Source organism: Kribbella sp. VKM Ac-2571 (assembly GCF_004362255.1).
GTDB lineage: Bacteria > Actinomycetota > Actinomycetes > Propionibacteriales > Kribbellaceae > Kribbella > Kribbella pratensis.
This window is the reverse complement of sequence record NZ_SNWS01000001.1, coordinates 1-12,399: the sequence shown is the minus strand read 5'-3', so window position 1 is coordinate 12,399 and position 12,399 is coordinate 1. Positions and strand designations below refer to the sequence as shown.

The following is a 12,399-nucleotide window of genomic DNA, read 5'->3' as shown; positions in this document are numbered from 1 at the left end:
TGCCGCCAGACGGCCGGTGATCGCATGGTTGTTGATGTGCATGTCACCGCGACCGCGCTCGAGCTCTACGGGCTGCCGCCCGAAGACTTCACCGCTGCCCGCAACCTGGCAGCCAAGCAGGCCAACGACGCCGGCGAAGGCCTCGTTGGCGCGGAGCTGAAGGCGCTGCGCAAACCGACGCTCGCGGCCCGCCTGGCCAACCTGACCGTCCATAGCGACCCGTCCGGCGTCGACGAGCTCCGTAAGCTCGGCGAGGACCTGCGGGCTACCCACAGGGCCAGCGACCGCCGCAGACTCCGGGAACTCACGCTGCGCCGGCACGGCATCGTCCGCTAGCTCGTGACCACCGCCCGCCGTGCTACAGCCCCGACGACGGGTACCGCGGCCGCGGAGCGCACCCGCCGTACCGAGCTCCGCACACGAGCCGAGCAAGCCGAACGCAAGTACGCCGAAGCCGAGACCGAACGTGCCCGTGCACAGGCCGACCTCGAGGCACACGAACACCACCTCGCCGATCTCGACACCGCCATTTTCAGGGACTCACCGAGCAACTCGACCAAGCCAGGCAGCAGCTGCGCGAGGCCCGGCGCCGCACCAGTGCGCTCGAGGTCGAGCTGAACCGCATGATCCGTAACACGACCGTCGCGCTACAGCTCCGTGACGCTACCCAGCAACGCCTCGCGAACCTCGACCGCTGACTTCCGCCGGCCGCAGATCGCGGTGGTCGCGAGGTGGTGTGCCCTACGCCGCCGTGACTGTGTCTCGCAGTGAGCTTTCACCTCCCTTCTCACAACAATCTCGGCGGATCCAGGAACCACTCACAAGCTGGGGCCGAGTTCTCGGTCCTCCGTGTCGAGAGGCATCGGCGCGGTTCGCGCCTTGCCAGGTAGCAACTGCGTCGTTGGCAGGTGCCTCTCTGTGGTCTCGATCAGCCGTCTCGCAGTAGCGACAACTCGACCGCCCAATGTCTCGACAAGCCGGACCGGTGGATTTCGGCCGATCGTTCCGGCCGCGCTGGCCATCTGGTGCGCTGGTAGGACACCGAATCTCGCGAGCATCGTGTAAGCAACCGACTCAGCTTCCAGCCTGGCGAGGCCATGGCAGCCTGAGTCACGAGACAGCTTGTGCATGCGGAGATGGGCCAGCTCGTGAGCGAGTCTCATCGCGGCGACAGGGCCGTCGAGCTCGTCACTTACGATGACTCGACGCCGTCCACGGTCGGTGATCGCACCAGTCGGTTCGTCCGGCAGCGGCTGACGGTAGACGCGGTACCCAGCATCGACCGCAACTCGCGCCAATGCGACATACACGTCCTCTGACCGCAGGTCCGCGACCGTCCCCATCGGACGCATCGGGCTGCCCTCTGTCTGGCTGACGTCCCAGACCGTCGCAACTCCGTGTCCCTGCACGGACCCCGCAGCGAGATCGACCTCCCGCGCTGACGCAACGATCCTGATGCCGGACGCACCACGTGCGACGCGACGCCCATGGCGTTGCCACCCGGACCAATCAGCAACTCGCACGGCATCAGGCATCTGCAACTTGATCAGGACGACATTCCTGAAGGACTGACCATGTAGAACCGCTGCCGCGTCAAGCCACCGCATCCACTGACGATCAGACCAGTTCCGCCGTACCTCCGCATCGACAGCTCTGCGGAGATCATCAACGGTCACCCGGAATCGGTTCCCTGCTCCCCCATGGCTGCTACCCATGAGACGAGAGTCATCAGTATCGGACGGCCCCTGAACCCGGCAGAGAGAATCCAGGACCTAGTCGAAGGCCAGCAACGGCACGTTGTACAGGTCCGGTTGGCGCGGGCGCGAGAAGGCCGGCGCCTTCACCTCAACCAGGTACATCTCGGTAAGGAACTGGATCTTCGCGCCCAGGAGGTGGCTGGTATGAGCCGTCGCCGACTGGGCCTTCAGGCCCACGGACACGTGGATGTGGGGCAGGACGGTTCCGGACTCCTCCTCGTACGCGAGCGAGCCGCCACCGACTGCCTCCACATTCTCCAGGTGCACGGCGCTCCACACGGGTGCGTCTGGATCTTCGAGTCTCTCGCAGGTGCCAACGAGTTGGACGTCTCGCATGCCCGCGATGAACATCGGGATGAAGCCCTGCCGTACGCCGTGCTCCGCGCAGAACTCGGCCAGCGCCGGATAGAAGTCGTCACCATGGTCGAAATGGACAGCGAAGGTCCGGCCCATCGTCAGTTCAGCAGCGCGCAAGTTCAGCTCCTCAGATGTCGTTGATGTACGCAACGTACCGAATCGCGGTGTTCAGGCCCTGCGTCGACAGCAGGCGGCTACGTGGGTGAGCGATGTCGTCCACGCCGACGGTGGCGAGTTCCTCGCAACGCTTGCGGAACCATGGCCATGGAACGTTGAGATAGCCAGCGAGCGCCCGCATCCGTGCCTCCGCTGTGGCCTCGCCTACCAGCGACTCTGCAGACACCTGGCCGGCGATAGCGCGGAACATCGATCGGCGCGACGGCGGCGCACTCGCGTCGACATACCAGAGCCCAGAGCCGCCCAGCCAGTTCGCGACGATCGCCTCCTCGCCGAGCACGAAGCCCTCGAACTCCGCGTGCTCAGGCTCGGCACTCAGCTCGACTGTGATCCCGAAGGCCTCCATCAAAGCCGCGGTCAGGAGGAGCAGGACTCGCTCGTACATTGGAGACTCGGCGACGTCTGCCTCCGAGATGCAGAATCCTCGACGCATGCGCGGGAACCACCGCGACGTACGGCGAAGGTACTCGAACTTGTGCCGCCACAGCAGCCACGAAGCAGCCTCCTCACCGCGCTTCTCCCGCGTCCAGAAGAACGGCTCCCCCGACAACCGATCGAGATTCCGCGTGATATGCCGAGCACAGAACCTGGACCCCAACCACTGGCTTGCGACCGCATTCAGGGTCGGGACCTCGCTCAGCGCCACATCCGACGTACGGCGTCCTTCGTGGTGCGCCAGCCGAGCTTGGCTGCTCACCAGCTGTGCATCGTCCGCCAACAGCGCGACGTCAGTGCTCGTCGTTGCCCAGATGATGCCCACCGTCAGATCGTCGAGAATCGCCGCTGACGAGATCGGTTGTGGTCCCGTACGCCGACCTGCGCGGTCAACGAACCGCCGACCGTCGGACGCGTAGTAGCGCTGCTCATGGTCAGCGACAACCACCAGCGACCTTCGATCGGGTCGGTTCAGATCGGCGTCCTTGGGATCGACCATCAACCATCCCTCCCCCGGCAGCTCCGCTTGGCAGTAGTACGCACCAACTTCGACGCCGGCGTACGACCTGCCGGCCGGAAGATGCAGGGTGGTGGACCGCACTGAGGGTTGCCCATTGATCAACTCGAGAAGCGAGATGGGTGCCGAGTCCTGCTTCGTAGAAACACGTCGCTTGTAGAAGCCGAGGTCCGCCGGCTCGGCCTTCTGAAGCACCCGGCACAGCGCCTGACGTACATCGGCCGAGGGCCACGTGTACCAGCCACATTCCCAGTCGGAGATCGCCTTGGCGGTGATGAGCGCTTCCTTGCCGGTGGCGTGGTAGATCTCGGCACTCACCAAGTCAGCCAGCCTGCCTTGGGACATCCGACCACGCGCTTGCCGGAGCAGCTTGTTGGGCTGACGCGTCCTGTCAGCCATGGGTCCGAACCATCCTTGCCGTCATGACGGCAAGGATGGCTGCCGGGACCGGGACAGCGTCACGGCACAACCGGACATCTCCGGGATGTCTCGGTTCGCCTCAAAATGTCCTGAAATGTCTTAGGTTAGATTCCGTGCCTAACGAACGACTGCGAGCCGCCATGGTGGAACAGGGCCTGACCCATCATGCACTCGCGGAGGAGCTGGAAGTCAACGTCAAGACCGTCGAACGCTGGGTCGTGGGCGACAAGCTCCCGTTCCCACGCAACCGGCACCGGCTGGCAACCCGGCTGGGCAGGGACGAAACGTACCTCTGGCCGGATGCACTCTCCCGCGACCGCGCCGCGGCCGTCGCAGAGAGCGAGGTCGTCCGCGTCTACCCTCACCGCTCCGACGTGACGATGGACGAATGGCGGCAGCTCTTCGAGTCCGGCGAGGAAGAGATCGGCGTACTCGTCTACGCAGGACTGTTCCTGGCGGAAGACGCGGGACTCCAGCGAGTCCTCCGCAGGCGGGCCAAGGCCGGCGCGCGCGTCCGGATCCTGATCGGCGATCCGGATGATCCACGGATCGCCGAGCGGGGCGAGGAGGAAGGCATCGGTACCGCCCTGGCCGCCAAGATCCGCAATGCCATCGTCCTGTACCGCGACCTGTCCGAAGTCTCGAACGTCGAGTTCCGTGTGCATCGGACCGTCCTGTACAACTCGATCTTCCGCGCCGACGACCGGCTGTTCGTGAACACGCACATCTACGGCCTGCCTGCGGCTCAGGCGCCCGTGTGGCATCTCCGAAAGATCCCTGGCGGCGAACTCGCGCGGCACTATCTCAACAGCTTCGAGCGCGTGTGGGACGACGCGACACCGATGACGGAGTCCTGATGGCCAAGCGCATCGACTACTACGACGATCCGAACGCGCCCGCCGCCAACAGCATGGTTCCGTCCGTGAACGTCGTCATCGAGAACGCTGCCGGCGAGATCCTGATGATCGAGCGATCCGACAACGGCAACTGGGCACTCCCCGGCGGAGGGATCGATCTCGGAGAGTCCATGTCGCAGGCCGGCGTACGCGAAACCAAGGAAGAGACCGGCATCGACTGCGAGATCCTCGACGTTCTCGGCATCTACACGGACCCGAAGCACATCATCCTGTACACGAGCAACGGGGAGGCGCGTCAGGAGTTCTCGATCCTCCTCCGCGGCCGCGCCACCGGTGGCACTCCCACGCCCAGCAGCGAGAGCACCCGAGTCCGCTGGATCCCACAGCCCGAGCTCAACAGGCTGCAGATGAACGACACGATGCGCCGCCGCATCGATCACTACCTCGAGCCAGGCACAAACCTGTACTTCGATTAGGCGCAGAGCCGGCGTTGCACGTTCTGTACGGCGGACCGCAGCGCGGGCTCCGACCGCACAATCGAGCGATGTACGACGTGGTCGCACGGATAGCGATTCAGAATCTCCTTCAGGCGTTCCTCGACGTCGACCTGGCATCCGTCGACGGCCGCGGTCAGATCGCAGTACGTCAAAGCCTCGAGCAGAGACTGATCGGGCAGGGGGAACTCGACGACAAGTCTGTCGAGCCCCCGCTCATCCGCCTCGACCAGAGCGCCCGTGTGATGCGCGACGAGCTGGCACAGCACGCTGTCGGCGCCAAGTACGTCGCGAAGATACCGAGCCCCGTCGAGCGGATGGAACCCCGTCGACCGCACGGCCGCCGAGTATCCGATGTCATGCAGGAAGGCGGAAGCTTCGACGAGTTCGGCTCGGTCGCCGAGTATGGTCGCCAACTCACGCGCGCGAGCGGCAACGCCTTGAGTGTGCGCCCAGCGCCGGGGAAGCTCGTCAGCGAGCAGCCGACGGGCAACCGATTCTGATTCCTCGGCAGTCATCATCAGCCCGAGCGTACGACGGGCGCCCACAATCGCAACAGTCACGTCAGATGGCGGCGGACTGCAGCTTCGCCTTCGCCCATACTGCTTCGAAGCTCGAGAGGTACGAGTCGAACATCTCGCTGTCATCCGAGTGCCGGTAGTGATAGACCGGCGACTGCGCTGCCGGGATTCCGTAAGCGTGCTGATTGACCAGGAGTTGACCGTCCGAGCGGAACATCGAGTTGTAGAGGACCGTGTCGTGCAGCCGTAGCTCGACGTGTTCCTGCATGAGCAGCGACCCGAGCAGGGCGAGCGAGTTGCGGATCTTCGCGCCCATAGCCTCACCGATCTCCTCCTCGGCACCGCGCTCGACAATCTTGGTCCCATCCGGCGCCCCCAGCGCGATCCGGATCCGAATGCCGTCGCCCTTCTCGCGCAGCAGGCGGATGATCCGGGCATCCTCAGCCAGGAAGAGCGCGCTGTACGCAAGGATGCCTATCTCGGACTTGGCTGACTCGAAGAACGACAGCCAGGTCAGCGGGCTAATCGACGTACGCCGTGGGTAGATGCCGGCGATCTCTGCGGGCCGTCGACTCTCCGAGCTGTCTGGTCGTAGCTCAGGCCAGACGACTTCCTCGTCGACGCCGAGGAGCCTGCTGACAGCCATGCGCGTCCGACGATGCGGCACTTGGCCATGCATCCAGTTCCTGACGGTCTTCGGGTCGACGGAGAGCTCCGCCGACAGATCCAGATCGGTGAGGTTCGCGTCGTACATCGCGCGCCGAAGCACGTCGTTCACTCGGATCGCCCACCCTTACTCCTGGGTAGATGTCTGTAAATGTCTACCTGGACCGTAACACGAAATGTCCGTAAATGTCCGTGGACAGGGTTCTGGTGTCCAGCTCTCGACCGCGAGTCTTGAGGCACGCTCGACGCCGTCGTCGGGCCGTCACCAGAACAGACCAAGGAGACGGAATTGATGCGCCGCGGGGAGCTGTATCGCTATCGCGATCCATCAGGGGTCAGCGGCACAGGCGTCGTCGCCTTGCTGGTCGAGTTCCCACCGAACGAGGACGGCCAGCAGTGGGTGGCAGCCAAGTGGCTGGGACCGAACCCGTGCATGACTTTCTGGCCAGGCATCGCCCATCTGCTGGAGGTCCATGGCCATCTGGGCGCATCGGAGATCCGCTGGCTTGATCCGGATCCGTTCGACTCCGACGAAGGCCCGGCTCTCGCCAACACGGTTGCCCATCCCATCTAGACCGGCGAGGCCGGCGTGTGAGCCTCACCTCCGCGTCGGTCACGCCTTCCAACCCCGTTGCGCGTGCCGGTGCGCAACGGGCTTGCAGGGCCCTGCCGTCGTCTCCCCTGTCGATGGCAGGGCCCCACAACAGATCACTCCGGTTGAACGCGACATGACGCACGAATGGTCAACCTGGAAGGTGCGATGACGAACTATGACCTTCGGACGCCTACGGGCCGTCGCAAGCAGGTTGAACTCCCGCGGGCCTACGCCTACCTGTGCGAGGACCTCCTGGTCTGCAGATCCGAAGTCAACCGCACCAAGGAACGTCTTGCCCGATTCGCCGCCAGTTCCAACCTCGAGCTCGCGGCTGTCTTCGTGGGGCAAGACCCACGATCGGCGGCTGGTTTCGGGCGACTGCTTGAGGCCGTAATTCGCGACGAGGTCAAGGTGGTGCTCGTGCCGAGCGTCCTCCACCTGATGGTTCTTGGATCTCCGAGGCGCATCAAGGAGTACATCGAGGCCGCAACCGAGGCCAGGGTCATCACCATGCCTTGACGGCTCCGCCGTTCTCGCAGCCGGCGATCCTATGGCAGCGGGCCGTCCAGATCGTCCGCATGACGGTGCCCGGTGGTGTCGTGGAGCGGGGCCGGGTCGGTTCCGGAGTTCCGAACCATTCCCGCGCTGTGCGCCGGCGTACCTTCAGTGAGCCTGTCGCCGACCTCCCGCCAGTGTCGGAGTCGCTCCTCGAGATCGATCCGCCGGAGGAGCATCCGAATCGCCCACAGGTCCGTGGCCGCCGAGGTCTGACCTTCGACAGCGATGGTTCGGAAGTGCTGCCCGAGCAGGCGATTGACCTTGCTCAGTTTTCCTTCCAGATGCAGGATCTGATCATCGACCATCTTGAGCGAGTACCGCCGTTGGGTTGGCTCGTCGTCGATCCGGAGCGAGACCTGGAAGCCTGCCGCTTGGAGTGCTGCCGCGGCCTCGTCCACATGCAAGATGCTCGCTGCCTGGTAACGCGAACCCGGGAGATGCCAAGCAGCCAGGCGACGCGACCAACACCAGCCAGCGGCTTGCAGGACAGCGGCTGGCTCGTCGTTCTTCGGCACTCCCCAAGCCACGGTGCCCTCGTCGGAAATGTGGGTGATCTCGATCATCAGTCCCACCTTTCGTCGAGAATGTGGTCGCTCAGGTCCGCGAACCACGCGATCACGTCGCTCGCGCGATATCGCAGATGCCGACCGACTCTCTTGCCCCGCGGCCCGTAGCCCAGCGTTCGCCACCGGTACAGGGTTCGTTTCGGCACGTTCAGATACGTGGCGACCTGATGGATGTCCCACAGCGGATCCGAGTCAAGCGTCGGCATCATGACCTCCTGCGAGGGGCTCATCGGCAGCGGTACGTCGTTCTCGATCGGACTTCACGACCCGGCGGAGTTCGCGGACCGACCAGCCGAGGATCTCGGCCGCAGCATCGGCGGATCGACAGACGCGGGCGAGCTCGGCTGTCTCAGCTGCCCACGCAGCCTCTGCGTCGGCGACGCGTTCGTCGTACCGCTCGATGGCGACTTCCCTGGCCACAACGGCACGGTCGAGTAAGTCTCGGGCCTTGACCGTGCGGGCGGTCGCGGCTTCGATCCTTGCCTGGCGCTCCCTTGCTCGTCGCAGCGCTGCGACCCGCTCGCTGGCTCCCATGGCTGATCCGCCTCACAACGCAGGACCATCAGCGTCGGGGGCCGGAGAGGCCGAGCCGAGCGCTCGCGCTTGTACCGGAGCGAGCGGAGTCCGGTCAGCGTTCAGGTACTTGTCCGTCGATTCGATCAACTGCCGGGCGGTATTGATGACTCGCGCCCCGGTCACCTTGATCACCTCGCCCGGGTCCGTCGCGTCGACCTGCCGCGCCCAACCCGCGATGTCGTCGAAGGATTCCGTGTCAAGGCTCAGTCCATGACGTGCCAGCAGGACATACGCGACAGACTCGGCCTCCACCTGATGAATCCCCATGCATGCGGTAGCCGCGTCCGGATCGGCCGGCGAATGCATCCGAACGTGGCTCACCTCGTGCGCCAGGCGCGCGACGGCCCGGAAGTCGTCGAGATGGTCGGCGATCACGACCCGGTTGGCGCCGTAGTCGGTGAAGCCTTCCGATGCATCGCCGGTGGGCCGCACATCGATCGCGAACCCGTCCGCAGCGACATCCCGCGCCAACCCGTCCCACAGGCGTCTTGCCACAGTCACGTCGAGGCATACTGGCGGGCGTGGAAGGTGAACTGGCGGACCGACCGTAGCCGTGACGTCGTACACGACACCAACCCGGAATCCGATCACCTGATCCTCGACGGAAACCTGAACGCCATCGAGCCCGCAGTCCTCGGCCACAGCCGTCTGCACACATATCGGTTTGAGGATCCTGATTCCCTGTGCTGGCTTCACCCGCCGGCCGAGCTGTTCCCACTGCCGAGCGCTTGCAACCCAACTCGCCTGCGGCATCTGAAGATTGATCAGAACGAGATTCCCGAAACCGTACGTCGGGAACAACGCCGCCACGTCCAGCCACCTGGCCCAGTCGGACCCAATCTGCAGCTTGCTCACTTCCGCATCGAGCGCGCGATGGAGATCCTCCGCCTGTACCTGTTCTTTGCCCACAGCAACCTCCCGAGGAATCGGCTGCCCAGCTCAACGGCCGAGACCGGACAACTCCTGTCCTGGATCCGCGATCCCGGAGGCGATGTCGACGTACGGCGGCGGAATCCTCACCACTGGATCCGCGGTATGGCGCGACAACGCCGACGTCCCCGCGAGCCGACGAGCAACTTGTGACGCACACGTCAGATGTTCTCCGGCCTCAGCCAGCCAGCCTGTCAGCTGAGTGAAACAACTCGCGAGGTCGGTGCGCACCCATTTCGCTTGCAGCGGACGCGTCCCTCCACCCGGCCGGCGCAAATAGGACAGCTCTACTCGCGCCGCCTCTCGACGTGGAACGAAGAGACGCCCGGATGCGATCAGAACGCTCACCGCGTGGTCTTGGGATCGCGCGACCTGGTCTGCAGACCAGAGCAGCTCGTCGACAGCGTCAATCAGCACAGCCGCAGTCCGATGGTCGCCAACGAGATCACCGGCGGAACGGCGGCCGCGATCACCTTGCAGGTTCCGGTCCATTGCACTCTTCAGGTCCAAGAAGGACAGCTCCGCCTCCGGGTTCCCTTGACCGCCCAGATCGGACAGACGACATCGCCAGGCAAGTTCGACATCGCGAGCGACCGCATCAAACCTCTGGAGCTCGTGACGGAGGATCTGTAGATCGATCCGCTGGTCGGGCTGGAGACGAGCGGACGGTGCCGCCAGCAGGTGGGTCGTCAGGTGCGCGATCTGCCCGCCGACAGTCCGCAGCTGCGCCGTCGTTGAACGCAGATCGCGCGTCAGCATGCTCTGCGGCGGCGTCGAGGCGTGTGCGCGCCTCCATCTGTCAGCCAGCGGCGCGATCGTCGACACGTTATTCGCCAACGTTGCGGGGCCGCCGGCAGTGAGCATCGCCAGACCGCCAAGTCCACGTCGGCGTACATCGGACCCTGCGATCTCCGCCAACTCCCGCATCGCACGCCCGAGCTGGAAGCGCTCCGGCGTCCGGCGCCGACTAGTGCGTGCGACGACCCTCGCACCGATCAGGGCGATGGCCGCCACCTCCGCCCGCGCCGCGGCGAGATCCTCGCACACATCCAGCGCGGCCGCGGAGGCCGAATCCTGTACGGCGAGGAGGTCCGCACCCGCACCTATCGCCTGCGCCAGCCGCCCCAGCGAGTTGTCTGAACGCACGTCGAATCTCGACGCACCGGTCGCAGACTTCAGACGTCCGCGCAACCACCGGAGATGGTGGTTCGTCGCAGCAAGAACGGCACCCCAATCACCCATCACCTCAGCCTCGTCCGGATAGACCCCACGCTGCGCGCTCACAGCGGTACGCCGCGCAGTACGAAGCAAATCCTCATACGTCGCGCGCATCCCGGACCCTCCGGATGTCCGCCGCCGCCGACCGCAACGCATCACCCAGCGCAAGTCTCCAGCTGAGATCCTCGATCGGCACGTCGATCTGCTCCGCGAGCCGTGCAGCCTCATCCAGCAACTCCACGGGATCGCCATCCGGTTCACCGTCGTACCGCACGTACGGCATGATCTCGAGCAACTCGCACAGCCGATACCGACTGAACGCCGTCATCGCCCAACGCCCGTCGGCAGTTCCCACCTCGAGCGCCTCAACAATCGCCTCAGCCCGCGTGACCAGCTCCACCACACGCCGCCGCACATCGTCACCGTTCGCCCGCTTCTCGTTCACCTGCAGCTCCAATCGAGTCCTGGATCTCACAGCCCAGGACCTCTGTCCCAAGCCACAGCGACTCAACGGATGCCACGGACAACTTTTCGCGTCGACGCCAGGATTTGCCCGGCCAAGCCGTCGAAACGGCTCTTCGGGCTGGCAACCTCAGGCGACACCCTGGACCGGCCGAGCGCCCCCAGCCCATTCGGACTCGAAGATGGTCCCGGGTTTGATGCACCCTCGGTTATGTGAGTGCGACTGGTTGGTCGTTGCGGGTTTGTGCATAGTAGTCGGCCTCGGCTTCGGCGGGTGGGCGTCGGTCGAGGCGGTGCATGAGGCGGCTGGTGTTGTACCAGTGGACCCAGTCGGCGGTGATGGCCTCGAGGTTGCTGAGGCCGGTCAGTGGTCCGCGGCGGAAGGGTGAGTCGTCGCGGATGCATTCGGTCTTGTAGAGCCCGATGGTGGTCTCGGCCAGCGCGTTGTCGTAGGCGTCGCCGACGGTGCCGATCGAGGGGTCGATCCCGTGGAGTTGCAGGGTCTCGGTGAAGTGGACCGAGGTATATTGGGCGTCGGAGTGGTGAATCGCCTTGTTTTGCAGGGTGTTCAGCGACTTGCCCTGTCTGGCGCGGAAGGCGGCGGCCTGGGCGATGGCGCGTTCGACGAACGCGGTGTGCTTGCTGGTGGAGCACTCCCAGCCGACGATCAGGCCGGCGAAGGCGTCGATCACGAACGCGGTATAGCAGAACGTGCCGCCGGCCAGGCGTACGTAGGTGAAGTCCGCGACCAGCAGCCGGTTCGGCGCCTGGGCGCCGAACCGGCGGTTCACCAGGTCCGGTGCCCGTGTCGCGGCCGGATCCGGGACAGTGGTGCGGATCTTCTTGGCCCTGGTCGCACCACGCCAGCCGTTGATGCGCATCAGCCGCTCGATGGTGCAGCGCGCAACCTGGATGCCTTGCCGTTGCAGGTGGGCCCACATCTTCAACGACCCGTAGAGCGACTCCGGCGGGCGTCGGCCGTCGGCGCCGGGCTCGTAGTACCCGGCCAGCAGCTCGGTCACCGTGGTGTCCCACAAGGCCCGTTTCGACGGTGCCCGGGTGACCCAGGCGTAGTAGGTTCTCGGGGCGATCGGGCAGCCGTGCGCGGACAGCGCACGGCAGATCGGAGCGACCCCGAACCGAGCCTTGTGCTCGGCGATGAACCGGCAGATCACCGCTGTCGCGGGTCGCTCTCCCGGATGCTCCTATGTCAAGCGGCTCACTGGTCAGGCCGCGATGGCCACCGGTGGCGTGGTTTTGGTGTCCTGTTGCTGGTCGGCGCGCAGGGCGGTG

The 12,399-nt window shown here is 65.2% G+C and carries 15 protein-coding genes and 1 pseudogene; 6 read left to right on the top strand and 10 right to left on the bottom strand.

Annotation, left to right across the window (positions count from 1 at the left end; all coding sequences use genetic code 11):
* The first annotated feature begins 24 nt into the window (after positions 1–24).
* On the top strand, positions 25–336 hold the full coding sequence (locus EV651_RS00080) for a hypothetical protein (protein ID WP_133780650.1): 312 nt from the start codon (positions 25–27) through the stop codon (positions 334–336).
* Between the two features lie 1,436 nt (positions 337–1,772).
* Here the strand turns inward: EV651_RS00080 and EV651_RS00075 are convergent.
* Together EV651_RS00075 and EV651_RS00070 are read right to left on the bottom strand one after the other, a co-directional pair.
* Positions 1,773–2,231 (bottom strand): PPC domain-containing DNA-binding protein, encoded by a 459-nt coding sequence (locus EV651_RS00075; protein WP_133780648.1) that lies wholly within the window; start codon positions 2,229–2,231, stop codon positions 1,773–1,775.
* 10 nt (positions 2,232–2,241) lie between these two features.
* Positions 2,242–3,561 (bottom strand): hypothetical protein, encoded by a 1,320-nt coding sequence (locus EV651_RS00070; protein ID WP_166658444.1) that lies wholly within the window; start codon positions 3,559–3,561, stop codon positions 2,242–2,244.
* 215 nt (positions 3,562–3,776) lie between these two features.
* On the opposite strand from EV651_RS00070, the gene EV651_RS00065 reads away from it, so the two are divergent.
* A complete protein-coding gene (locus EV651_RS00065) occupies positions 3,777–4,520 on the top strand; it encodes a helix-turn-helix transcriptional regulator (protein ID WP_133780644.1) in 744 nt (247 codons plus the stop codon).
* Positions 4,520–4,996 (top strand): NUDIX hydrolase, encoded by a 477-nt coding sequence (locus EV651_RS00060; RefSeq protein WP_133780642.1) that lies wholly within the window; start codon positions 4,520–4,522, stop codon positions 4,994–4,996. Before EV651_RS00065 ends, EV651_RS00060 begins: the two co-directional genes overlap by 1 nt.
* On the opposite strand, the gene EV651_RS43170 is transcribed toward EV651_RS00060, so the two are convergent.
* Positions 4,993–5,532, bottom strand: a complete 540-nt coding sequence (locus tag EV651_RS43170) for an HD domain-containing protein (RefSeq protein WP_370352003.1) — start codon at positions 5,530–5,532, stop codon at positions 4,993–4,995. The genes EV651_RS00060 and EV651_RS43170 overlap by 4 nt on opposite strands.
* 46 nt (positions 5,533–5,578) lie before the next feature.
* Positions 5,579–6,313, bottom strand: coding sequence for an XRE family transcriptional regulator (locus tag EV651_RS00050; RefSeq protein WP_133780638.1), 735 nt, complete (start codon positions 6,311–6,313; stop codon positions 5,579–5,581).
* A gap of 180 nt (positions 6,314–6,493) precedes the next feature.
* On the opposite strand from EV651_RS00050, the gene EV651_RS00045 reads away from it, so the two are divergent.
* Both EV651_RS00045 and EV651_RS00040 read left to right on the top strand, forming a co-directional pair.
* Complete coding sequence (locus EV651_RS00045) at positions 6,494–6,775, top strand: hypothetical protein (protein WP_202870097.1); 282 nt, start codon at positions 6,494–6,496, stop codon at positions 6,773–6,775.
* Positions 6,776–6,961: 186 nt separating this feature from the next.
* The gene (locus EV651_RS00040; protein WP_133780636.1) at positions 6,962–7,315 is read left to right on the top strand and encodes a hypothetical protein; all 354 of its coding nucleotides are present in this window, start codon (positions 6,962–6,964) and stop codon (positions 7,313–7,315) included.
* Positions 7,316–7,344: 29 nt separating this feature from the next.
* Here the strand turns inward: EV651_RS00040 and EV651_RS00035 are convergent, their stop codons facing one another.
* Both EV651_RS00035 and EV651_RS00030 read right to left on the bottom strand, forming a co-directional pair.
* On the bottom strand, positions 7,345–7,917 hold the full coding sequence (locus EV651_RS00035) for a hypothetical protein (protein ID WP_133780634.1): 573 nt from the start codon (positions 7,915–7,917) through the stop codon (positions 7,345–7,347).
* Positions 7,917–8,126, bottom strand: coding sequence for an AlpA family transcriptional regulator (locus EV651_RS00030; RefSeq protein WP_202870096.1), 210 nt, complete (start codon positions 8,124–8,126; stop codon positions 7,917–7,919). Before EV651_RS00030 ends, EV651_RS00035 begins: the two co-directional genes overlap by 1 nt.
* Before the next feature lies 1 nt (position 8,127).
* On the opposite strand from EV651_RS00030, the gene EV651_RS00025 reads away from it, so the two are divergent.
* The gene (locus EV651_RS00025; protein ID WP_133780630.1) at positions 8,128–8,358 is read left to right on the top strand and encodes a hypothetical protein; all 231 of its coding nucleotides are present in this window, start codon (positions 8,128–8,130) and stop codon (positions 8,356–8,358) included.
* 108 nt (positions 8,359–8,466) lie between these two features.
* On the opposite strand, the gene EV651_RS00020 is transcribed toward EV651_RS00025, so the two are convergent.
* The 4 genes and pseudogenes from EV651_RS00020 to EV651_RS00005 all read right to left on the bottom strand — a co-directional run.
* On the bottom strand, positions 8,467–9,405 hold the full coding sequence (locus EV651_RS00020) for a hypothetical protein (protein WP_133780628.1): 939 nt from the start codon (positions 9,403–9,405) through the stop codon (positions 8,467–8,469).
* Between the two features lie 30 nt (positions 9,406–9,435).
* Entirely contained in the window at positions 9,436–10,758 is a 1,323-nt protein-coding gene (locus tag EV651_RS00015; protein WP_133780626.1) for a hypothetical protein, read from the bottom strand.
* The gene (locus EV651_RS00010; protein ID WP_133780625.1) at positions 10,742–11,089 is read right to left on the bottom strand and encodes a hypothetical protein; all 348 of its coding nucleotides are present in this window, start codon (positions 11,087–11,089) and stop codon (positions 10,742–10,744) included. Before EV651_RS00010 ends, EV651_RS00015 begins: the two co-directional genes overlap by 17 nt.
* Positions 11,090–11,315: 226 nt before the next feature.
* Positions 11,316–12,311: pseudogene (locus EV651_RS00005) on the bottom strand (IS3 family transposase); the annotation flags it as partial.
* Positions 12,312–12,399: the final 88 nt, after the last annotated feature.